The following is a 22,574-nucleotide window of genomic DNA, read 5'->3' on the forward strand; positions in this document are numbered from 1 at the left end:
GTGAGATGGATAGCTACTCGTAGCGCAGGGCGTCGATGGGGTCGAGCTTAGCCGCCTTGTTGGCCGGGTAGTAGCCGAAGAAGAGACCGATGGCCAGGGAGAACCCCAGGGCTAGAAGCACGGCGCTGAGCGGCGGGAAGACGAAGGTGCCCAGCATATTGGCTCCCAGCATGCCCAGGCCACCACCGATGAGAACACCGAGGATACCGCCGACCAGGCAGACCATCATGGCCTCCACCACGAACTGTAGGCGGATTGCCCCTCGCGTTGCCCCCAGGGCCTTGCGGATGCCGATTTCGCGGGTACGTTCGGTGACGGTCACGAGCATAATGTTCATGACGCCAATGCCGCCTACCAGTAGTGAGATACCGGCGATAGCCGAGATAGCTGCGCTGATGCCGTCCAGTACCGCATTGAAGGACTCGGTCATGGCTGAGAAGTCTTGAATTTCAGCCATGAACTGGTCGTCACTACGGTACATGCTGGTCAGGTGGGCCTGCAGTAGGGCCTTGACCTGCCCCAGGTCCTTGCCTTCGGCGGGACGCACGGTGATGCTATTCCAGCCGTCGCTGTTATAGGAGTTGAAGTCGGGTTCTAGGGACAGCGGCAGGTAGACCGAGCCGGGGCCGTTGAAGGCAAAGGGGCCGCTAGCCATCTCGGTCTGGTAGACACCCACCACGAGAACCGTGCGCGAGGTCAGCCCCGCCTGCACATCAATTTCGCTTCCCACTGCCGCCTGGGGGTCGCCAAAGAGCGGGACAGCCTGATCCATGGAAAGGAGGGTGACCGGCCGCTTGGTGTCCATATCCGCCTGGGTCAGGGAGCGCCCCGCCACCAGGGTGACCGGGTTAAGTTCCAGGTAGTCCATATTGACGAACTGGGCATTGGTGTAGGGGGCCTCATTCTCACCGGCGAACAGATCTACGCCGAAGTAGGAGTTTGCCCCGAGGGGAATACCCGCAATGTTGTCGCCCAGGGCCTCTTTGAGGCGGGCGATGTTATCCTCGTCGAACTTGGACTCAGCTGCGGGCTCGATGTATTCCCCGTTCGGCATACCCATGGGGCCGGAGGTCAGCCCCGCTTCTTCCTGCTCCTCAGTGGGGCGCTGCACCACGCTCACCATCAGGTCGTTAGCACCGGAGCTCACAATCGACTCAGAGGCCTGAGTTTTCAGCGAATGCCCCAGGGTCAAAATCGTAATGACCGAAGCAATACCCACGATGATGCCAAGCAGGGTAAGGAAGGAGCGCATCTTGTTGTTGCGCAGGCTCCCCAGGGCCAGGGAGATTGATTCACGCACGTTCATTGCGAGACCTCCTCTGTAATCCGACCATCGACCATGGTGACGATGCGGTCGGTCTCAGCAGCCAGTTCGGGGTTGTGGGTAATGAAGACGATGGTCTTGCCCTGCTCACGGTTGAGCTCGTGGAAGAGGTCCATGACCATGCGCCCGGTCTGGGAGTCCAGGGCACCGGTGGGCTCGTCGGCCAGGAGTAGGGGCGGGTCGTTGGCCAGGGCACGGGCGATAGCAACACGCTGCTTCTGGCCACCGGAGAGAGCTGCGGGGCTGTGGTTCATGCGGTCGGCCATGCCCATCTGCTCTAGCAGGTGGGCGGCGCGTTCGCGGCGGTCACGGGGGTTCATACCGGCGTACATCATGGGCATTTCCACGTTCTTGAGGGCAGAAATACGGCCCACCAGGTTGAAGCTCTGGAAGATAAACCCGATGTTCTGGCTACGGTAGTAGGCTAGCTCGTCATCACTGAGGGAGGGGATATTCTCACCGGCAAAGGTGTAATAACCCTGGGTGGCCCGGTCGAGCAGGCCGATGATGTTCATCAGTGTGGTCTTACCCGAGCCGGACTGGCCGACCACTGACACGAATTCACCGTGGTCCACGTGGAAGTCGATACCGGGTAGCACCGTGATAGCGCTGGGTGTTCCCGCGTTGAAGGTTTTGACGATACCTCGCATATCGAGCAGAGTGCTCATGGCCTACCACCCGAAGCTGGTGCCGGCATCGAGGGTGACGGTTTCACCCACGCGGTAGCGGTAGGTTTCACCGTAGGTGAGCACCATGTCGCCGGAAGCTACGTCACCACCGGTAATGGCGATATCAAATTCATTAGCCAGGCCGGTTTCAATGGAGCGTTCTTCAAGGGTGAAGGAGCCGTCGTCGTTGGCGACAGCCACCACAACACTCTCGCTACCGAGATCGTTGGTGTAGACCGCATCGATGGGCACAGCCAGGGAGCTTTCCTCTTCAGCGGTGATAATGCTGGCCTTGACTGAGGACCCCAGGTAGAGGCCGTCGCGGTCACCGGTAACTTCGATGGTGACGGTAAAGGTGGGTGAACCACCGGCTGCCATGCCCGCTGCGGCAGCCTCAGGGTTGGCCTGCTGGGCGGAGTCGGCGATGGACGCAACCGAGGTGACGGTGCCCGAGTATTCCTTGGTGCCGGTTGCTCCGGCGGTGAAGGTGACGCGGTTACCTTCCTTGATGGTGGCAACGTCAGTCTCGCGGACGCTGGTGGTAATGGTGAGCTTGGAATCGTCGCCGATGGTCACCACGGGGCCGGTTGCCGGGGCACCGGGCTTGGCTACGCTCATAACGACACCGTTGATGGGTGAGGTGAGGGTGGCTGAGCTGAGATCGCCCTGTAGGGCTCCCAGGGTCTGGTCGCGAGTGGTTTCTGAGCTGGTCAGGGCGGTGCGGGCGCTGTTGAGCTCGGTTTCGAGGGCTGCAAGCTGGGTGTTGGCGGAGGTGCGGGCGGTGGCGACGCCGGTGTCTGCGTCCGCCTTTGCCCCGTTAGCCAGGCGCAGGGCCGACTCGGCGGCGGCGACTTCGGCGTTAATCATGGTGAGGTCTTCACCGGCGGCAGCGGCCTGGTCGCGTACCTGGTACTTGGCGTTGAGGTCGGTGGCAGCCAGGGAGGCCTGTTCGTTAGCGGAGCGCTGAGTGGCGAGGGCCGCTAGAATTTCGGGGTTGGTGCCGTTGGTGATTCCCTGGCTGTACTGGTCATAGGCAGTCTGGGCTGCGGTCAGAGCGCCCTGGGCGCTGGTGACAGCCCCATCGAGCTGGGTGCGTTGGGTATCGAGGCCCCCCTGGAGGGTGGAGGTGTCGATGGTGGCTAGGGTTTGGCCGAGCTCGACCCGGTCGCCGACCTCTACCTCAACGGAGCTGATTGGGCTGGTGAGGTGGGTGGTGATGGAGCGGACTTCGCCGGGGGCGATGGTACCATCCACCCGTACTTTGTTGCTGACGCCTTCGTCGCTCAAAATCAGGTAGTCGGTGGAGGGGATGGAGTTCTGAGCGCTGGTGTTGCCACCAAACATGCTACCTACGACTAGCGCGCCGATGGCGATGAGGGCGATGACGCCTACAGCCAGACCAATGAGCACCTTGGTGAGGGTGCTCATTTTCTTTTTGGCAGGCGGACGCCGGTGCGCAGCTTCCGGTGCTTGGGTCGGAGGTGTGGGGGTTGTGCTCATGGTGCTGGTCCTTCACTAGCGGAGATAAATGTGGTGCAGTTCTCTTTTAGTGTAAGCGTTAACCTGCCCAGACAACACCCGGTTGCTGCCCAGAAAACAACAAATCATACCGGGGTATACAAATCATACCGGGGTATGAGGGGTAGGCTTGCAGCCTCATCCTCTAGGCGAAGCCGCCTCCCACCCACATGATGAAGGTTATGGCGAGAATGAAGAATAGCGGGGCAGCAACGATAATCAACACCCCTAAAATCAGGGCAAAAATCGCGGTTATTTTCTCTCGGCCTCTCACGAAGAGGGCCCCTATTGCCAGCCCCATGGCACCAAGCCAGGTAAACCCTGTGGGCAGGGCTATGCTGAGTTCCCAGTCGAAGAAGATGAAGTTGGCAAGCCCTACACAGGTCATAAGTAGCATCATGACCAGGGAGATCGTGCCGTAGGGATTGAGCTTCTTTGCCTGTTCCGGCGGGCGAACCGCTGGAGGGTAATGGGCAACTGGGTGCTGGCCAGCGCCTACATGGTGCCCGGCACCCGGGGGCGGGTATGCGTTGGGCTGACCGGGGTGGGCCGGATAAGCCGGGGCGGTAGATAGCGGGCGAGGCGGACGCTCGGGGTGCTGAAAGGTATTATTCATGGCACCAGTATGGGCAAAAATTCATGTTCCCACTAGGTCTTTTAAAAATCTGTGGATAACTCCGGGGTGCCCGGCGGATTTATGACCGAGCATTACAGGGGTTATCCACAGACGCGCCAATGAAAGCTGGCCCCTCACGTTTCCTCTGTAGAATATGGTAAACGGACTAACAAGGAGGTTTTCCGTGACCACTCCTCTTTTCTCTTCCCCTGAGCCTATTCCAGGAGCAAGCCCCCTTCTAGCAACACGTCGCATGTTCGCCAAGACCTTTACCTTCTCGGGGCGGGCGTCTCGTAGTGAGTTCTGGTGGCCCAATATGCTTGCCTTGAGTGTGCTGATGGCATGCGATATTGCGGCACGACGTTACGACCGCTCCCGAAACCCTGATTCCTATACAGGGCCTCACAACAAGGATGCCTTCTGGCCCTTCCCTGATCGACCGGCCCCAGGCATGCCCGAGACACAAGAAGAACAGGCAGCGCGTAAACAACGTTTTAACAGAGCTGAGATGACTTCCTTGGCTTTTAGTGCTCCGGCGCTTGTAGCACTCGGCGTGCCTACGTTGTCGCTTTCGGTTCGACGCCTCCATGATGCTAATTTGTCAGGTCATTGGATGTGGATTCATGCATTCCCTTTTATAGGTTCCCTCGTAACCTTCGCGCTCTCAGCCCTACCCAGTAACCCCAAGGGTGAGAGATTTGACTAGAGCAAACGACTTTTAACGAGAGAAAGCGAGCCGATCGGCTCGCCTTCTCCTCCACTCAGAGGCAACATAGTGAGACACTAGGCCTTGGGTACTCCCAGTTCCCCGGTAACATATTGGGCGACCCCGAAGCCGAAGGACCAATCGTAAAATGTGTTCTCAACATAACCAATGAACACATCTTCACCAGCAATTCCCACCTGCCCCAGCTTCTCCGCTATACGAGCATAAAGTTCCTGCTTAGCCTCTGATGAGCGACCTTCTTGGGTGAAAATCTGAATCATAACTACACCCTCACTACGATCAAACCCCAGACTAGCATCTTCAGCAATAATTTCTCCGGGCTGATGACGATTGATGATCTGGAAACGGTCACGGACAGGGATGCCATAGACCTCAACAATAGCTTCATGAACAGCATCCGCAATAGTACGAGCACGCTCGGGAGTATGAGATTCATTGAGGTCGATTCGAACAAGGGGCATAGCCATTCCTTTCTGTAGCCATACCCACCCTACATTTTGTCCTTACAAAGTTCAATCATTACGAAAAATTTCCAGAAAAGAACTCCTTCATCCATGCGAATATTCCGTGAAAATCCTGTAATCTGATTTTGTAATTACAAAGTAACATTATCGAGAAGACTCGAACTATGACGCTCCTACCCCCCATAAGCATCGACCGCAGCTCCCCGGTTCCCCTCTATCACCAGCTCATTACGGGTATCCGCAACGCTATCTCCGAAGGCACCCTCAGTGCTGGGTCAATGCTTCCCAATGAGTTAGATATCGCCAAAACCCTCCACCTCTCTCGCCCAACCGTCCGCAAGGCCATGGACGAGCTCGTCCGGTCTGGTCTGCTCGTCCGTAAGCGCGGAGTAGGCACCCAGGTCGTCTCTAACGAGATCAGACGCCCCCTCTCCCTCAGTTCCCTCTACGACGACCTAGCCCGCAGCGGCATCGACCCCAGCACCCGCGTCCTCACCTTTGATACCATCGTCCCTCCCCCCTTCATCACAGAAGAGCTAGGGCTAGATGATAAGGCCAGGGTCTACTACATCCGCCGTATCCGCTATGAGAACAAGACCCCCCTCGCCCTCATGGAAAACTGGGTACCCACATCCATCGGCGACATCACCCCCGCCATGCTTGAAGAGAACGGCCTCTACGAAACGATGAGAAGCCTAGGCGCAACATTCAGCGTCGGCCACCAAAAAGTTGGCGCAACCGTCGCCACCGCCGAACAAGCGGAGCACCTTGAAACCACCCCCGGTGCTGCCCTCGTCACCATGAAGCGTACCATCATGAACGACGTAGGAACGCGCATTGAAACGGGTTCCCACGTTTACCGTGCAGACCTCTACACCTTTGAGATGACCCTCTCCCAGTAAGGAAGGAAAGCAAAATGACCAACTGGTTCTACCCTGCCGGCACTGCCCAGGACGGCCCCTGGGATGTTTCCCTCGGTGCCTCCGATTCATCCACCACCGTCGACGGCTGGAAGCATACCGGCGTTAAAACCGCAACCTTCACCGATGCGCCTCTTACCCTAGAGGCCACCCACGAAGAACGAATCATCGTCCCCCTGACCGGTGATGTCAGCGTAACCATGAAGGGTCGCACCTACCACCTCTCCGGGCGCCGCAGCGTTTTTCACGGCCCCGCCGATGTCCTCTACACCGGTGTGAACGCCGAAGTCACCTTAACTGCAGCCCCCGGAGTGAGGGTCGCCGTTGCGTCTGGCCCGGCTAACAAGGACTACCCCACACGCCACATCACCAAGGACGAGATTCCCGTTGAACTCCGGGGCGCCGGTACCAGCTCCCGTCAGGTGCATAACTTTGGCACCCCGGCGTCTCTCGAAGCAGACCGGATTATTGTCTGCGAAGTGATTACTCCTGGTGGCAACTGGTCTTCCTACCCTCCCCACAAGCACGATGAGGAAAAGGATGGCGAAACTGCCCTCGAGGAAATCTACTACTTCGAAACTCGACCCACCCCCGGTGCTCCGGCTGAAGCAACCGATGCGATTGGCTACCAGAGGGTTTATGCCTCCGATGACCGCCCCATTGATGTCAATGAGGAGGTCCGTACCGGTGACGTTATCCTGGTCCCCTACGGTTGGCACGGTCCGGCCATGGCAGCGCCCGGCTACGATCTCTACTACCTGAATGTCATGGCAGGCCCCGGCCCCGTCCGTGACTGGCTCATTAGCGACGACCCCCACCACGGCTGGGTCCGGAGCACCTGGGAGGGGCAAGATATCGACCCCCGCCTGCCCTTTACCGCTGACCAGTAGCCCTTCCTTTCATCGGACGCACCCCGCCCATCCCGGGCGTGGTGCGTCTATTTTCTGCCTGGCCATATCGCACATAAAGGGGCATCATGGATTTCCCAGCTCTTACCTGGACTTTTCTCGCGCTAGCAGCCTTTCTTACCGGTCTGTCAAAGACGGCTATCCCGGGAATTAATACTGTTTCTGTGGCCCTTGTGGCAGCTTTGCTCCCGGCTAAGGCGTCAACCGGAATCGTCCTTCTCTTGTTTATGGTGGGTGACGTTTTCGCTCTAGCTATGTACCGCAAGCACGCCCATTGGCCCACCCTACTCGGTATGATTCCTGCCGTTTTGGTAGGTCTTCTGGCTGGGGTTCTCTTCCTGGCTCAGGCAACAGATAGCGGGGTTAAACAGCTGATTGGAGGGATTCTCCTTGCGGCTCTCGGTGTGACTTTCTGGCAGCGGCATACCCAACAGAGGGCTGGAGTCGTCAGCTCTCAGAGAAGGTCACGGGCCCGTCGTCTAGGGTACGGGGCTCTTGCTGGCTTCACGACGACGGTTGCTAACGCTGGTGGCCCCATGATGAGTATGTATTTTCTCGCTGCACGGTTTGATGTGAAGGCTTTTTTGGGAACGGCTGCCTGGTTTTTTGCCGTGGTTAACCTCTGTAAGCTCCCTTTTTCCCTGGGGCTGGAGATCATTACTCCTGATTCCTTAGCTGTGGCTTCTTTTCTTGCTCCTGCTGTGGTAATTGGTGCCTTTTTGGGTAGGTTTCTGGCAAGAATAATTAGTCAGACCGTATTTGATCGTCTTGTCGGTGTGACGACCTTGTTTGGAGCTCTCTATCTTCTTCTCGGTTAAAGAAAGGCCGCCCGCCAGATTTCTGGTGGGCGGCCTGCGCTTCGGGGGTTTTAGCGCTTGATGTCCTTGGGCTGGACGATGTAGATAGCGCCGGTTGTTACTCCGACTTCTACTTCTTCCAGGGACTTTCCGCGGGTTTCAGGCAGGAACTTGACCATCACGAGGACGGCTGCGGCGTTGATGGCGGCGAAGCCGAAGAAGGTGGTGTTCAAGCCAACAGCCTCAAGAACAATGGGGAAGGTGAAGGAGATAGCTGCATTGGCGATCCACATGCAGAATACTGCGGTACCCATACCGAAGGCGCGAATCTGCTGGGGGAAGATTTCAGAGAGTAGCACCCAGGTGGAGACGTTGAGGAAGGTCTGCATGGAGCCGACAAAGCCAACGATAAGAACAAGCAGAATCCAGGGGCGGGCGGCGGAATCTGCGGGAATGGCGAGGGAAGCCAGGCCAATGAGGAGGTGGAGGAGGGTGACCAGGGAGTAGCCGGTGATGACGGTGGTGCGGCGGTTAATTTTTTCCATCATCCAGAGGGCTACGAAGGCACCGAGGACGGCGATCACGCCGGGAGCTACGTTAGCGATGAGGGCTGCTTGATGGGAGAAACCGGCGTCCTGCAGGACGATGGTTCCGTAATACATGATGGAGTTAATACCGGTGAATTGCTGGAATACAGCCAGGGCGATACCGACGAGCAGAATACGGAAGATCCACTTGTCTTTGATCATGGAGCCCAAGGAGGGGGTGACCATGCTGGAGTCTCGTTCGAGGGACTTCTCTACTTCGCGGGCTTCGGCAAGAGCACGGTCCTCGGAGCGGATTGTTTTGAGGACGGCGATAGCTTCTTCCTTGCGTCCCTTGGAGAGTAGCCAGCGGGGAGATTCGGGCATGCGGAGCATGCCGATAAAGAGGAAGACTGCAGGTAGGGCACATATGGCTAGCATGATTCGCCAGACGTGATCGAGGTGGCCCATGGTGGTGCCCAGGATTGCATTGACGACGAAGGCAGCTAGCTGGCCGACAACAATCATCATTTCGTTTCGGCCTGAGAGGGATCCGCGGATTTCGTAGGGGGCGAGTTCGGCGAGGAAAACGGGGACGACGGTGGATGCGCCGCCGACGCCGAGGCCCAGGAGAACACGACCAACCAGGAGGATGCCTAAGTTAGGTGCAACTGCACATAAAACTGCGCCGAGGAAGAAGATGGTAGCTAGCAGGAGGATGGTCTTGCGACGGCCAATTGCGTCTGACAAGTAGCCAATGGAGATTGCGCCCAGGGCAGCGCCAACCAGCAGGGTTGCGGTGACGAGGCCGATGCCTGATGCTTCTAGCCCGAGCTCTGCGGTCATGGGGTCGATTGCGCCGTTGATCACGCCGGTGTCGTACCCGAAGAGGAGGCCGCCGAGGGTGGCGACGGTGGCTACTTGACCCAGTCGGCGGGTGTGGGGTCCTTTGGTGAGCGGGGGCAGATTGCTCTCGCTGGCAGAAACTGCATGACTCATGTTTTTATGATCTTTCTATTCAAAAGTTATCTTCGTTGAATAACTATGCCTTACGAGCCTCTTGGACCATGTTTTTCATGGTGGTTAGTTGGTATGTGGATACTTCGTGGGCGTTTTCGTTTTCTGCGAAGACTGATGAGGCCATCACTGTATCGGGGTTATCGAGGAATCCGATTTCTTGTAGGCCGGAGAAGAACTCTTGCCAGTTGACGTCTCCATCGCCGATTTTGAGGTGCTGGTGGACGCGGACGGGGTTGCCCGGGGGATTGGTGATGTAGCGGAGGCCGTGGGAGCGGTGGTGATCCATGGTATCTGCAACGTGAACGATTCGGATTCGGTCTCCTGCTGCACGCATGATGTCGAGGGGGGCGTCCTTCATGTGGAAGGTGTGGGGGGCTACGTAGACCATGCCCAGGTTTTTGGAGTTGACCCCTCGGATGACCCGCCAGGCGGCGAGGCCTTCTTCGACAAAGTCGTCGGGGTGGGGGTCGATAGCGACGTGTAGGCCCTCTCGTTCGATGATGGGGAGGAGTTCTTCCATGGAGCGGTAGAAGGCTCGTTCTGATTCTTCGGCGAGCTCTGGGCGGCCGGAGAATTCGGTTCCTATTTGCTGGACGCCGAGGTCAACGGCGATGCGGAGAACGCGCTTCCAGTAGCGTACGGCGGCTTCTCGGGCGTCGGGGTCTGGGGAGGACCAGCGGAGGACGGGCAGGAGGGAGGCAATTTCTACTTCGGCGTCTTTACAGGCTTGAGCCAGTTGGCGAACGAGCTCGTCGTCGGCTTTGGGGTGGTTGAAGAAGGGAATGAAGTCGGCGTGGGGTGTCATCTGCAGGTAGTCGTATCCCAGGTCTTTGGCGAGACGAGGGAACTCCAGCAGGCTGTGGGAGTGGTGGAAGGGGGTGGGATCCAACGCAATTTTCACCGTGTTCTCCGTAAATATCTATGGAAGGGTTTGTGCAACTCTGCAGGTCACCCCTGGGATTGTTCTGTGCTACACACCACTATAGCTTTGTTAGGTCATATATACAATATGGGTAGACCAGGTCAATTATTGATTTTGTTCTTACAAACAATTGACAGGACTAAGTATCGTAGGACACTCTTTAAGAGCAACAACAGTTATGCTCATCACAGGTAATGTGGTGGCTACCAACAAAGGACACTCATGAGCGCAGAACTCCGTATCGCCGTCGTCGGCGCTGGTCGCATGGGATCAGATCATATCTCCCGCATTCGCGACCGCATGAAGAAGGCCCGCCTCACCGCCGTCATCGACATCAATGAAGAAGCAGCAACCCAGGCTATCGAAGGTATCGAAGGCGCCAAGGTCTACACTAATTTCCTTGAGGCTCTGGACTCCGATACCGTTGACGCCGTCCTAATTGCAACACCCGGTTTCCTCCACGAAGCTGTCCTGATTCCCGCTATCGAACGTGGGCTTCCCATCCTCTGTGAAAAGCCCCTCACTACCGATTCGGGGTCTGCCTGGCGAGTTGTTGAAGCCGAAGTCAAGGCCGGCAAGAAGCTGGTCCAGGTAGGCTTCAACCGCCGTTTCGATGCAGGGTACCAGGACATCAAGACTAAGCTGGACACCGGTGAATACGGTGAACTTCTCCAGCTCAACCTGGAACACGTCAACCCCGATGTCCCCGACTGGTACACCGGTCGCAACCTCATCGACGACACTGTAGTCCATGAGTTTGATGCCGTCCGCTACTTTACCAACGAAGAGGTCTCCACCGTCCAGGTTCGCGCAGGTAAGAAGTCAGCAGACGTCCTCAACCCTGAACTCAAGGACCCCGCCCTGGTTCTTATGGAAACCACTTCAGGAGTTCTCGTAACCGTCAATACCCACGTTGTCTCAAACTACGGCTACCAGGTCACCACCCGGGCGATCACCGAGAAAGACCACCTCACCGCCGGAATCGACCAGATCACCGAAGGCTTCGTTGAGCGCTTCCAGGACTCATACGACCGTGAGGTCCAGGCCTGGATCGACGCCACCCTAGCCGGTGAGCAGGTTGGCCCTTCCGCCTGGGACGGCTATGCCGCCACCGCCTGCTGTGAAGCCGGCATTGAGGCCGTAGAAAATATCGGCTCCACCGTGACCGTCAAGCTCAACGAAAAGCCTGACCTCTACAAGTAACAACGCCCCTTAGAGAGCCCCGTCCCTACGGGGCTCTTCTTGTACCTCCCCCCCCCCTAAGCGCAAAGGAACATCATGCCCTATCAATTGGCTGCCTGTGCTGAAATGCACTATCTGGATTTACCCTTGCTTGACCGCATCTCCGCCATCCACAACCAGGGGTTCCAGGTTGAAATCTGGGATTTCACCTCTAAAAACCTGCCGGAGCTCGCTGCTACAGGCGCGACCTTTTCCTCCATGACGGGGTACATCAGAGGAAACTTTACAACGGAAGCCGGTAGGCAGGAGCTCATCGAAACAGCCCGACTGGCCTTAGAAGCCTCTCTGGTCTTAGATCTTCCCCGGCTCAACCTTCACGGGACAGGATTGGGAGAAGGGGGGCTTCCCGTCCTGGCCCAGGAAGAGGTCACAGGGTACGACTGGATCAAGACTGCAGACACCCTCCGCCGGCTGGGAGATGAGGCAGCTAAATTCAATAAAACCTTCATCCTCGAAAATCTCAATACCGCGGTAGACCACCCCGGAACCCCGTGGGCTAAGGCTGAGGATACTTTGGCCCTCATCCAGGCAGTAGACCACCCGAATATCCGACTCAACCTCGATCTCTACCATGCCCAGATTGGGGAGGGTAACTTGATTCAGCTCCTTGAACGTTGCATGCCCTGGATAGGAGAGATACAAATTGCGGATGTACCCGGGCGATGCGAACCAGGTACAGGAGAGATCCGCTACGAGGCTATTGCCTCTTACCTCCAGTCCGTTGACTACCAGGGGGTCATAGCCCTGGAATCCTACGCGAAGACTTCTTCAGACCTGGCCCTCCAGATCTTCCGGGACATCTTCACTCCCTAGCTTAAACAAGGCTGGCTGGCCTACTCGGGCAATGCGAGTAGGCCAGCCAGCCTCATTTTTATGCGGGGTAACTACCAAAGGAGGCGGGCCCTACCCCACCAACCTAGGCTTGGAGGCACTGACGCAGGAATTCCAGGGATGCTTTAGCGTCCAAGAGGGGTCCTTCACCAGGCTGCGGTTCTGCAGTGATGACGTTGTCTTGCTCTAGGACGAACCAGCCCTGGTAGCCGCTGGCGACCAGGCTGGAGACGATCCGGGCGATATCAACGTCCCCGGCCCCCAAAGGGGTGTACATGCCCTGCACAACGCCATCGTAGTAGGTGATAGAGCCGTCCTGCACCTTCCGGGCCAGGTCTAGGCGGACGTCCTTGAGATGGACGTGGGACACCCGGCTTGCGTAGTCAACGGCGAACTCTACGGGGTCGATTCCGCCGATAAACATGTGGCCGGTATCGAAGCAGATATTGACGGTGGTATTCTGCAAAATCTTATCAAGGTCTTCAGCTTGCTCCACCATGGTTCCAGCATGAGGGTGAAGGGAAACTGCAATACCTACAGCAGAGGCCGCTTCAGCAATTCGTTCAAGGTTGCTGTACACAGTCTGCCACTGCTCCGAGGTGAGAACCGGGCGGGGAGCATCATATCCATTGATACCGGTTGCCGCAGCCAAAACCAGGGTCTCCGCACCAGCTGCAACAAAGCTCTCCAGTTCGCGCTTGATAGCAGGGAGGGGGTCCTTATCTTCGTCGTGCAGAACGACGGGCACGAACCCAGCAATTGCTTTCATTCCATATTCTTCAAGAACCTCAACCTTGCCTGCCGGCTCGGCGGGCAGGAAGCCTTCTGGGCCAAATTCGGTTGCAGCGAACCCTAGCTCCTTCATCTCGGCTAGAACTCGCTGGGGATTCATCTGGTGACCCCAGCCTTCAACCTCACAAACTCCCCAAGAGATGGGAGCAGCAGAAATTTTGTATGCCATTTTCATTCCTCTCATTGTGGTGGAACCACAGGATTTTTACGTTTTCCTTGTTTCAGCATGCCGGTGGCAAGGCCGGTTTACCCCCGGGGGGCAAAAGTCCAAACTTCAGTGTTTCAACCAGCCAAACCCCACTTATTTCACATCGGAAGCGGAATAACCAATTAATTTTTTTCTTCATACGCGACCAGCTTGCGACCCTTCATGCCCCACCGCACCATTGCCGAGACAATCGATATTGCGTGCGACACTCTCAAATGATCTCAAAAAAATAGTGTTGCCCATCTCACTAATGTGATGTAGCTTTATCTGAAACAAACCTTTGTACGGTCATACTAACCTACCCACTATCCCTTTGGGAGGAAATCATGAAACTTTTCTCAAGCACTCTTGCTCGCAAGTCAGCAATTGCAACCGCAGCAACAACTGTTCTCCTCCTCAGCGCCTGCGGCGGCCCCGCCGGCGTCAACGGTGAACTCAAGAATTCAAGCTCAACCGGCACCTCCGTGACCAACACCGTCAGCACCCCCTCCATGAAGGTTGCTTTCATTACCCACGCCTCCCCCGGTGATACCTTCTGGGACATCGCCCGCAAGGGTGCTGAAACCGCAGCAGCCAAGGACAACATCGAACTGCTCTACAACTCCGACCCCGATGGCTCCCGCCAGGCCCAGCTCGTCGAACAGGCTGTAGACCAGGGCGTTGATGGCATCGTCGTCACCCTCGCCAAGCCCGACGCTCTCGCAGGTGCCCTGGCCAAGGCCAAGGAAGCCGGAATCCCCGTCTTCACTATCAACTCCGGCGAAGCAGAATCAGCCACCGTTGGCGCCCTGGCCCATTTTGGCCAGAACGAATCCGTCGCCGGTGAAGCCGCCGGTGAAGCCCTCAACGACCAGGGTTCCAAGCGCGTCATCTGCGTGATTCACGAACAGGGCAACGTTGGACTTGAAAGCCGCTGTGAAGGCGTCAGCAAGACCTTCTCCGGCCAGTACGAAGTCCTCTACGTCCAGGGAACCGACATGACCAACGTCGCCTCCACCATCACCTCCAAGCTCCAGACCAACTCAGACATCGATGCGATTCTGACCCTGGGCGCCCCTATCGCCATGACCGCCATCGACTCCGCAGCTGACGCCGGCTCCGAAGCAGCTATCGCCACCTTCGATATGAACTCCGACGCCATCGGTGCCCTCCAGAGCGGCGGTCTGGACTTCATCGTCGACCAGCAGCCCTACCTGCAGGGCTACTCAGCCGTTGACGGCATCTGGCTCTACAAGACCAACGGCAACGTCCTCGGTGGCGGTCAGGCCGTCCTCACCGGTCCCCAAATCATCACTTCCGAAAATGCCGATGCTGTTGCTGAATACGCAGCCAACGGCACCCGCTAAGGAGCACACTCATGACCACAACTGACGAGCGCCTCGCTCGCCCCAACCTCTTCGTTAGGTTCTTTAGCCAACCCATCGCAGGCGCCTCCACCGCAGCTGTTGCCCTCTTCATCATCTTCGCGATGGCCTCCAGCCAGTTCCTCCAACCGACCTCTATCGCCACCGTCCTCTACGGTGCCTCCACCGTAGGCATCATGGCAGTCGGCGTCTCCCTCCTCATGATTGGCGGTGAGGTAGACCTATCAGCAGGTGTCGCCGTCACCACCAGCGCCCTCTCAGGAGCCATCTTCGTCTACTGGTTCGGCTCAAACGTCTGGCTGGGTGTCCTCTTCTCCCTGCTACTCTCCCTAGCAATTGGCGCCCTCAATGGTTACCTCCTGACCAAGTCAAAGCTAGCTAGCTTCATCGTAACCCTCGCCACCTTCTTCATGCTGACCGGTATCAACCTCGGTGTCACCCGCATGCTCACCGGCGGCGTCGCTACTCCCTCCATCGGCTCTGGCGCAGGGTTCTCTTCAGCAGAAGCAGTTTTCGCCTCAGACATCAATCTCTTTGGCGTCAACGTCAAAATCACTGTCCTCTACTGGATCGCCCTCGTCCTCGTTGCCACCTGGATTCTCCAGCGCACCCGGGCAGGTAACTGGATCTTCGCCTCCGGTGGAGCCCCCGACGCGGCCCGCGCTGTAGGCGTCCCCGTCGTCCGCACCAAAATTGCCCTCTACATGGGTGTCAGCTTCTGCGCCTGGCTCCTGGGCATGCACCAGCTCTTCGCCTTCCGCACCGTCCAATCCGGTGAAGGTATCGGCAACGAGTTCCTCTACATCATCGCAGCAGTCGTCGGTGGCTGTCTCATGACCGGTGGCTACGGCTCAGCTATCGGAGGCGCAATCGGCGCCCTCATCTACGGCATGGCCCTCAAGGGCATTGTCTACGCCGAGTGGAATCCGGACTGGCTCAAGTTCTTCCTGGGCCTCATGCTCCTGATTGCAACCGTCCTTAACTTCACCCTCCAACGTCGAGCAGCCCGAGGTGGCAAGAAATGACACAAGATACCGCAACCGCTACCGCAGCACCGCTGGTCAAACTTGACACCGTCGGCAAGGACTACGGCAACATCATCGCCCTCCGAGACATCACCCTCGAAGTAGGCGCCGGGGAAGTCACCTGCGTTCTGGGCGACAACGGTGCAGGTAAATCAACCCTGATTAAAATCATCGCTGGCCTCCACAAGCACGATCACGGCACCTACGAGGTCAGCGGTGAGGACGTCCGCTTCAACTCCCCCCGTGAAGCCCTTGACCGGGGTATCGCAACCGTCTACCAGGACCTCGCTGTAGCCCCCCTCATGCCCGTCTGGCGCAACTTCTTCCTCGGGTCTGAAGTGACTAAGGGCTGGGGCCCCTTCAAGCGTCTCGATGTTGAGTACATGCGCGAGACCACCAAAAAAGAACTGCTGGATATGGGTATCGACCTGCGCGATGTCAACCAGCCCATCGGCACCCTGTCTGGTGGCGAGCGCCAGTGTGTAGCTATCGCCCGTGCCGTCCACTTCGGCGCTAAGGTACTGATTCTGGACGAGCCCACGGCAGCTCTCGGTGTGAAGCAGTCTGGTGTGGTTCTGAAGTACATCCTGCAGGCCCGTGACCGGGGCCTGGGCGTCATCTTCATTACCCACAACCCCCACCATGCCTACCCGGTGGGTGACCGCTTCCTGCTCCTGAAGCGTGGTCGTTCTATTGGCTACCACAAGAAGAGCGATATCACTGTTGAAGAGCTGACTTCTTTGATGGCTGGTGGCGCTGAGCTAGAAGCCCTGGTGCATGAGCTCCGGGCAGCTGGCACGGATACCGGCGAGATCCGTCAGGTCCGCGACGATATCTCCAGTGATAAGAGCGCAGGAGTTGGCCATATTCCGGTCACCTCTGCAATCAAGGTGATTACCGTGGATGAAGACCAGTAGTATCTGGTAGATTCAACGCCTCAGTGGTCCCACAGGATCTTCCTGTGGGGCCACTGTGTTCGTGCGTCATGGCAAGAAAATACTGCCCATGGACGCCCCGGATGGGGTTCCATGGGCAGTATCTTGTTGAGGGGTTTAGCCGATGGTGGTGCGTGAACCACAGCCGAGCAGGTAGTTCTTGGTGCGCTTGGCAATCGGCAAGGGGGTATCGAAGGAGTCGACGGGGTACATGTCTTGTTCGACGATGCCAAAGAGGGGGCGGCCGAGGGCTTCTGCTGCTTCGATGACCTTGGAGAGGTCAGGCAAACCGTAGGGGGGCTCGCACATGGCCCCGAGGCGGACGGCCTTGGAGAAGGACATTTCTTCAGCCCTAACCTGGGCGACAATCTTGGGGTCTACCTGCTTCAGGTGCAGGTAGCCAATGCGGTCAGGGTATTTTTCGATTAGTTCGACGGAGGATGCTCCACCGTATTCGGCGTGGCCGGTGTCGAGGCAGAGGGTAACTAGCTTGGGGTCGGTTACGGCTAGGAATTTTTCGATTTCTTCCATGGTTTCGACGTGGGAGTCGGCGTGGGAGTGGAACTGTTGGAAGAGGCCGAATTCTTTCTGGAGGGTTTCGCCGAGGCGGTTGTGGCCTGCGGCGAGGTCGTCCCACTGCTTGTCGGTGAGGGTGGAGGGTTCAAGTTCCTTGCCGGTCTTGTCGTCGCGCCAGAGGGCGGGGATGACGACGATGTGCTGGGCTCCCATGGCTGCGGTAAGTTCTGCTACCTTGCGGGCGGGTTCCCAGGCGATATCCCACTGGTCGAGGCCGCGGTGGAAGGCGGTGAAGACGGTTCCTGCAGACACCTGCAGGTCGCGGTCTTTGAGTTCCTTGGCTAGGATTTCGGGGTCTGCGGGGAGGTAGCCGTAGGGCCCCAGTTCAATCCACTTATAGCCTGCTTCTGCGACCTCGTCGAGGAAGCGTTGCCAGGGGGTCTGGGCGTCGTCTTCGGGGAACCAGACTCCCCAGGAATCCGGGGCGGTGCCAATGATGAGCTTGTTCTCTGTCATGTGTAGTCTCTTTCTGCGGTGAAAGGGAAGGGGGCGGGGCAGAAACCCCACAGATTTGTCCTTACATTCTATCAAATCTGCTACTTAGCCGTGTGCTCGGTCTCACCAGAACCGCTATTCAGTCATAAAAAACTCCGGCCAAGATACCTACCCAAAGGTCAGTATCCTGGCCGGAGTACTCTTTCCAGCAGAGCCCCAGTGGGGTCACCTCACCCTAGGAGTTAGAGCGGGACTCAAAATTGAAGGACGCCCCTGAAGCCTGCTTGGGCTCGGGCCAGCGCTGGGTGATGGCCTTAGCGCGGGTGTAGAAGCGGACCCCTTCTTCACCGTAGATGTGGTGCTCACCGAAGAGGGAATCATTCCAGCCACCGAAGGAGTGGTTAGCCAGGGGCACCGGCAGGGGTACGTTCACGCCGACCATACCGACCTTGATGTCGCGGGTGAAGCGACGGGCAGCAGCCCCAGATGAGGTGAAGATGCAGGTACCGTTACCGAAGGGGTTGGAGTTAATCAGCTGGATACCTTCTTCCAGGGATTCAACACGCACCACTACGAGTACGGGGCCAAAAATTTCTTCACCGTAGGCGGCCATTTCAGTCTTGACCTGGTCCAGGATGGTGGGGCCAACGAAGTTGCCACCCTCGTAGCCTTCAACGACGAGGTTGCGGCCGTCAACCACAACAGCCGCACCGGCCTGCTCCGCTTCGGTGATAATACGCTGGACGCGGTCGCGGGAAGCGGGGGTAATCAGCGGGCCCATGTCGGCGTCCTGATCCATACCGTTCGAAACCTTGATCTTCTGGGCGCGTTCTGCCACCTTGGCGATGGAGATTTCTGCAGCGTCCCCTACAGCAACTGCCACTGAGATTGCCATGCAACGCTGACCGGCAGCACCGAAGGCGGCGGCGCTGAGGTGGTCAGCGACGACGTCCATGTCAGCATCGGGCATGATCAGGGCATGGTTCTTGGCGCCGCCCAGGGCCTGGACGCGCTTGCCGTGAGCGGTTCCGGTCTCGTAGACGTACTTGGCGATGGGGGTTGAACCAACGAAGGAGATACCGTCAACATCAGGGTGGGTAAGCAGGCCATCGACCATCTCCTTGCCACCGTGCAGGACGTTGAAGACACCGTCAGGCAGACCTGCCTCCTTCCACAGCTTGGCAATGAAGTTAGCGGCAGAAGGGTCGCGCTCTGAAGGCTTGAGGATGAAAGCGTTACCTGAGGCAATAGCCAGAGGAGCCATCCAGAGCTGAATCATGACGGGGAAGTTGAAGGGGGTGATACCTGCAACGACGCCCAGGGGCTGCCGCATGGAGTAGGCGTCAATACCGGTTGCCGCCTGGGGGGTGTAGGCACCGGAGATGATGTTGGTAATACCGCAGGCGTATTCTACGATTTCCTGGCCACGGGCAATTTCACCCTTGGCATCGGAGAAGACCTTACCGTGCTCCCTAACAACGATTTCTGCCAGTTCGTCAGTCCGCTCAACAAGCAGTTCACGGAAGCGGAAAAGAATGGCAGTGCGCTTGGCCAGGGAGACCTCAGACCAGCTCTGGCCCGCAGTCTTGGCAGCGGCAACAGCAGCCTGCAGCTCGTCCTGACCACCCAAGTGCAGGGTGCCAATGGTTTCGCCGGTAGCAGGGTTGAAGATATCCTGGCGGGCGTCGCCTGCGCTGGCAACCTCGGAGCCCTGGATGAAGTGTACGACCTCGTATGACATGAACTTTTTCTTTCTCTTGATGTTGATATGTACATCGATCGGGTTCCAGCCCCGTGAGCCTGACGCTCATGGAGACTTGCGGGGTATCTAGGGCTGGAACCCAGGCTTAGTTTTGCCCTCTGCAGGGGCAGTGGAGGGTGGCCTAGCCGAGCAGGGGACGCTGCTTGGCCTTGTTGCTGACGTAATCCTGATAGGCCTGCTGGGTTGATTCCAACTCGCTCTCGGCAGTGACCGGAACGTCCCACCAGGATTCCGATGAGGGGGCATCAATCATGGGATCTGACTCGACATGAATGACGATGGGCCCTGACCCTTCGGGGGCTGCCTTAGCTTCCTTGATAGCTGCCATCAGGTCTTCGCGGACATTCTCCCCCGGCTCAACGCGGATTACACGGGCACCGAGGGACTCAGCGTTGGTTGCCAGGTCGATCGGGAGCTTGTCGCCGTGGTCGAAGGTGTGGTTTTCGGCGTCGTGCATACGGTACTTGGTGCCGAAGCGCTGGGAGCCCAGGGATTCTGAGAGGGCACCAATGGAGGCGTAGCCGTGGTTCTGGATCAAGACGGTAATGAGCTTGATTCCCTCTGCAACTGCGGTCACCAATTCGGTGTGCATCATCAGGTAGGAGCCGTCCCCCACCATGACGACGACGTCGCGTCCGTCCTGGGCATCCAGGGAGGCTCGCTTGACGCCCAGGCCGCCGGGGATTTCGTAACCCATGCAAGAGTAGGCATATTCGACGTGGTAGCCGAAGGCGTCCTTGACCCGCCACATCTTGTGGAGGTCACCGGGTAGAGAACCGGCAGCGCACACAACGACGTCCCGGTCGTCCATCGCTTCGTTGACGGCACCGATGATTTCGTTCTGGCTCATCAGGGGGCGGAATCGCTGGGCGAAAGCCTCGTCCACAATGCCGTCCCACCGCTGCTTCTCGTCGGCAACCTGCTGACGGACAGCGTCCGAGACGCTAAAGCCGCTCATCGCTTCATTGAGCTTCACCAGGGCCTTGCGGGCGTCAGCAACCATAGATACGGCAGCACCCTGCTTGTAGGCGTCGAAGGCCGCAACGTTGATGTTGACGAACTTTACGTCGGGGTTCTGGAAGGCGGTGCGGGAGGCCGTGGTGAAGTCCTCGTAGCGGGTGCCGATACCGATAATCAGGTCTGCCTCACGGACCAGGGCGTTTGAGGCGGTAGAGCCGGTGGAGCCGACAGCGCCCAGGCAGAGGGGATGGTCCCAGTCCATGACGCCTACAGCTGCCTGAGTGTAAGCCACGGGGATACCCGTTGCCTCAACGAACTTCTTGAGCTCATCTGTTGCAAAGGCATAGTGGACACCGCCACCGGCAATAATGACCGGCTTCTGGGCGGCCCGAATAGCCTCAACAGCAGCCCGGATATCAACCTCTTCAGGTTCCGGACGGCGGATCCGCCACTCGCGGGGGGCCAAGAACTCTTCCGGCACATCCAGGACCTCAGCCTGGACGTCCTGGGGCAGGGCAATGGTGACAGCACCGGTGTCGACCGGATCGGTCAGCACCCGCATACCGTTGAGGAGAGCTGAAAAGACCTGCTCGGGACGCTGGACCCGATCGAAGTAGCGGGAAACAGGGCGGAAAATATCATTGACCGTGATATCACCGGCATCAAAACGTTCCAGCTGCTGGAGCACCGGATCGGGGGTGCGGGTTGCAAACTGGTCTGAGGGGAAGAGCAAGGCGGGCAGGCGGTTAGTGGTCGCCAGGGCGGCGCCGGTAACCATATTGGAGGAGCCGGGGCCGATGGAGGTGGTCACGGCGAAGGTCTGACGACGACGGGTGTGACGGGCATAGCCAACAGCCTGGTGAACCTGGGCCTGCTCATTGCGGCCCTGGTAGTAGGGCATAAGACCCGGAGCGGTTTCCTGGTACTGGCGCAGGGCCTGCCCCATACCGGCGACGTTGCCGTGGCCAAAAATACCGAACATACCCGGAACGGTGCGGGCCCGGAAAGTTTCGTCGCCGATGGTATCGACGGTGTACTGGTTGCCAAGGAAGGTAACGACTGCCTGGGCGACAGACATTCTCTGATGTGCCATGAGGGTTTCTTTCTAACCGGAGTGATTCTTCTTTTAAGCGGTGTGGTGGAGCAGGGAAGCTGCGGTCGCAACGGCCCCGGCGACGTCGCCGTCCTCGGGGTAGAGCAGGGTCCGCCCTACAGTTAGCCCCTGCACGCCGGGGAGCTTAAGGGCAGCTTCCCAGGTGGCGAAAACTTCATCGGGGGACGAGGAGGGGTCACCCCCCAGCAGGACGGTAGGCAGGGTGGTGGAGGCCATGACCCGCTCCATCTCATCAACGACCGGCAGTTTCATCCAGGTGTAGGCACTGTTGGTACCCAGGGCACTGGCAATGCCCACTGACTTTATGACAGCGTCGGGAGTGAGGTCATTGCGGATTGCCCCATCAATGGTTTCAGAGATGAAGGGCTCAACCATGGCATAGAGCCCCTGGTCAGCAAGGGAGTTCACGGCCTGGGCTGTGGCTTCAAGGGTCGCAACCGTGTTGGGGTCCCCGTAGTGGATTCGGGTCAGCATTTTGCCACCGTCAGCCCCGATGGATTTGAGGTAGTCAGCGGTGTGGCCGGTAAAGCGGTCATCCATTTCATTGACAAGCCCCGAAAGACCACCCCGGTTCATAGACCCGAAGACGAGCTTTCCGTCGAGGGCACCAAGCAGGAGGAGGTCGTCGAGGATATCGGGGGAAGCCAGGACGCCGTCAACAGCCGGGTTGGCCAGGGCAATCTGGAGGCGGTCAAGAAGGTCCCGACGGTCTGCCATGGCCATGGGGTTTGAACCTACGCGGTTAGCGCCCCGGGCTGGGTGGTCTGCTGCCACAATGAAGTTCTGACGCCCGTAGGTCGGCCCCTCATGGCGGGGTCGGGCTGCAGCAGCCCTGGCTACTGCCTGGGGGTCTTCCAGGCGGATTTTGGTGAGATGCTCGTAGCGGCGGGGGTCCCGATCAGCGGTGAGATCAATCGTCATG

The 22,574-nt window shown here is 58.2% G+C and carries 21 protein-coding genes; 9 read left to right on the forward strand and 12 right to left on the reverse strand.

Features of this window, described 5'->3' with window-relative positions:
* Positions 1-13: 13 nt before the first annotated feature.
* From L6762_RS07265 to L6762_RS07280, 4 genes are all read right to left on the reverse strand, one after another.
* Positions 14-1,306 (reverse strand): ABC transporter permease, encoded by a 1,293-nt coding sequence (locus L6762_RS07265; RefSeq protein WP_237186326.1) that lies wholly within the window; start codon positions 1,304-1,306, stop codon positions 14-16.
* Positions 1,303-1,992, reverse strand: coding sequence for an ABC transporter ATP-binding protein (locus L6762_RS07270; RefSeq protein WP_237186328.1), 690 nt, complete (start codon positions 1,990-1,992; stop codon positions 1,303-1,305). Before L6762_RS07270 ends, L6762_RS07265 begins: the two co-directional genes overlap by 4 nt.
* A gap of 3 nt (positions 1,993-1,995) precedes the next feature.
* On the reverse strand, positions 1,996-3,420 hold the full coding sequence (locus L6762_RS07275; RefSeq protein WP_237186331.1) for an efflux RND transporter periplasmic adaptor subunit: 1,425 nt from the start codon (positions 3,418-3,420) through the stop codon (positions 1,996-1,998).
* Between the two features lie 235 nt (positions 3,421-3,655).
* Complete coding sequence (locus tag L6762_RS07280) at positions 3,656-4,126, reverse strand: hypothetical protein (RefSeq protein ID WP_237186333.1); 471 nt, start codon at positions 4,124-4,126, stop codon at positions 3,656-3,658.
* A 253-nt stretch (positions 4,127-4,379) separates the two neighbouring features.
* Between L6762_RS07280 and L6762_RS12065 the strand changes: the two genes are divergently transcribed.
* Positions 4,380-4,832 (forward strand): DUF805 domain-containing protein, encoded by a 453-nt coding sequence (locus L6762_RS12065; protein ID WP_423817093.1) that lies wholly within the window; start codon positions 4,380-4,382, stop codon positions 4,830-4,832.
* 77 nt (positions 4,833-4,909) lie between these two features.
* On the opposite strand, the gene L6762_RS07285 is transcribed toward L6762_RS12065, so the two are convergent.
* Positions 4,910-5,314: a tautomerase family protein gene (locus tag L6762_RS07285; protein ID WP_237186480.1), complete on the reverse strand. Its 405-nt coding sequence runs from the start codon at positions 5,312-5,314 to the stop codon at positions 4,910-4,912.
* A gap of 167 nt (positions 5,315-5,481) precedes the next feature.
* Between L6762_RS07285 and L6762_RS07290 the strand changes: the two genes are divergently transcribed.
* The 3 genes from L6762_RS07290 (at position 5,482) to L6762_RS07300 (ending at position 7,963) form a co-directional block, all read left to right on the forward strand.
* The gene (locus L6762_RS07290) at positions 5,482-6,219 is read left to right on the forward strand and encodes a GntR family transcriptional regulator (RefSeq protein WP_237186335.1); all 738 of its coding nucleotides are present in this window, start codon (positions 5,482-5,484) and stop codon (positions 6,217-6,219) included.
* Positions 6,220-6,233: 14 nt separating this feature from the next.
* The gene (gene iolB / locus L6762_RS07295) at positions 6,234-7,127 is read left to right on the forward strand and encodes a 5-deoxy-glucuronate isomerase (RefSeq protein WP_237186341.1); all 894 of its coding nucleotides are present in this window, start codon (positions 6,234-6,236) and stop codon (positions 7,125-7,127) included.
* A gap of 86 nt (positions 7,128-7,213) precedes the next feature.
* Positions 7,214-7,963, forward strand: coding sequence for a sulfite exporter TauE/SafE family protein (locus L6762_RS07300; RefSeq protein ID WP_237186343.1), 750 nt, complete (start codon positions 7,214-7,216; stop codon positions 7,961-7,963).
* A 50-nt stretch (positions 7,964-8,013) separates the two neighbouring features.
* Here the strand turns inward: L6762_RS07300 and L6762_RS07305 are convergent, their stop codons facing one another.
* Entirely contained in the window at positions 8,014-9,465 is a 1,452-nt protein-coding gene (locus tag L6762_RS07305) for a sugar porter family MFS transporter (protein WP_237186345.1), read from the reverse strand.
* A 43-nt stretch (positions 9,466-9,508) separates the two neighbouring features.
* Positions 9,509-10,387 (reverse strand): sugar phosphate isomerase/epimerase family protein, encoded by an 879-nt coding sequence (locus tag L6762_RS07310; protein WP_237186347.1) that lies wholly within the window; start codon positions 10,385-10,387, stop codon positions 9,509-9,511.
* 243 nt (positions 10,388-10,630) lie between these two features.
* Between L6762_RS07310 and L6762_RS07315 the strand changes: the two genes are divergently transcribed.
* Both L6762_RS07315 and L6762_RS07320 read left to right on the forward strand, forming a co-directional pair.
* On the forward strand, positions 10,631-11,611 hold the full coding sequence (locus L6762_RS07315; RefSeq protein ID WP_237186349.1) for a Gfo/Idh/MocA family protein: 981 nt from the start codon (positions 10,631-10,633) through the stop codon (positions 11,609-11,611).
* Positions 11,612-11,686: 75 nt separating this feature from the next.
* The gene (locus tag L6762_RS07320) at positions 11,687-12,463 is read left to right on the forward strand and encodes a TIM barrel protein (RefSeq protein ID WP_336603589.1); all 777 of its coding nucleotides are present in this window, start codon (positions 11,687-11,689) and stop codon (positions 12,461-12,463) included.
* A 103-nt stretch (positions 12,464-12,566) separates the two neighbouring features.
* On the opposite strand, the gene L6762_RS07325 is transcribed toward L6762_RS07320, so the two are convergent.
* Positions 12,567-13,442, reverse strand: a complete 876-nt coding sequence (locus L6762_RS07325; RefSeq protein ID WP_237186350.1) for a TIM barrel protein — start codon at positions 13,440-13,442, stop codon at positions 12,567-12,569.
* 365 nt (positions 13,443-13,807) lie between these two features.
* Between L6762_RS07325 and L6762_RS07330 the strand changes: the two genes are divergently transcribed.
* From L6762_RS07330 to L6762_RS07340, 3 genes are read left to right on the forward strand one after another with little or no spacing between them, the layout of a single operon-like run.
* Positions 13,808-14,827 carry a substrate-binding domain-containing protein gene (locus tag L6762_RS07330; RefSeq protein WP_237186352.1) on the forward strand — a complete coding sequence of 340 codons (1,020 nt, stop codon included), beginning with the start codon at positions 13,808-13,810 and terminating at the stop codon, positions 14,825-14,827.
* Between the two features lie 11 nt (positions 14,828-14,838).
* Positions 14,839-15,870: an ABC transporter permease gene (locus tag L6762_RS07335; protein ID WP_237186355.1), complete on the forward strand. Its 1,032-nt coding sequence runs from the start codon at positions 14,839-14,841 to the stop codon at positions 15,868-15,870.
* Complete coding sequence (locus tag L6762_RS07340) at positions 15,867-16,787, forward strand: ATP-binding cassette domain-containing protein (protein WP_237186357.1); 921 nt, start codon at positions 15,867-15,869, stop codon at positions 16,785-16,787. The genes L6762_RS07335 and L6762_RS07340 overlap by 4 nt, the downstream gene beginning before the upstream one ends.
* A gap of 135 nt (positions 16,788-16,922) precedes the next feature.
* Here L6762_RS07340 and L6762_RS07345 read toward each other — a convergent pair whose 3' ends face one another.
* From L6762_RS07345 to L6762_RS07360, 4 genes are all read right to left on the reverse strand, one after another.
* A complete protein-coding gene (locus L6762_RS07345) occupies positions 16,923-17,837 on the reverse strand; it encodes a sugar phosphate isomerase/epimerase family protein (protein ID WP_237186359.1) in 915 nt (304 codons plus the stop codon).
* 214 nt (positions 17,838-18,051) lie between these two features.
* Positions 18,052-19,557 (reverse strand): CoA-acylating methylmalonate-semialdehyde dehydrogenase, encoded by a 1,506-nt coding sequence (locus tag L6762_RS07350; protein ID WP_237186360.1) that lies wholly within the window; start codon positions 19,555-19,557, stop codon positions 18,052-18,054.
* A 142-nt stretch (positions 19,558-19,699) separates the two neighbouring features.
* Entirely contained in the window at positions 19,700-21,616 is a 1,917-nt protein-coding gene (gene iolD, locus L6762_RS07355) for a 3D-(3,5/4)-trihydroxycyclohexane-1,2-dione acylhydrolase (decyclizing) (protein ID WP_237186482.1), read from the reverse strand.
* A 48-nt stretch (positions 21,617-21,664) separates the two neighbouring features.
* The gene (locus L6762_RS07360; protein WP_237186361.1) at positions 21,665-22,573 is read right to left on the reverse strand and encodes a Cgl0159 family (beta/alpha)8-fold protein; all 909 of its coding nucleotides are present in this window, start codon (positions 22,571-22,573) and stop codon (positions 21,665-21,667) included.
* Position 22,574: the final 1 nt, after the last annotated feature.

Origin of the sequence: Rothia nasimurium, assembly GCF_928381705.1 — a bacterium.
Lineage (GTDB): Bacteria > Actinomycetota > Actinomycetes > Actinomycetales > Micrococcaceae > Rothia > Rothia nasimurium_G.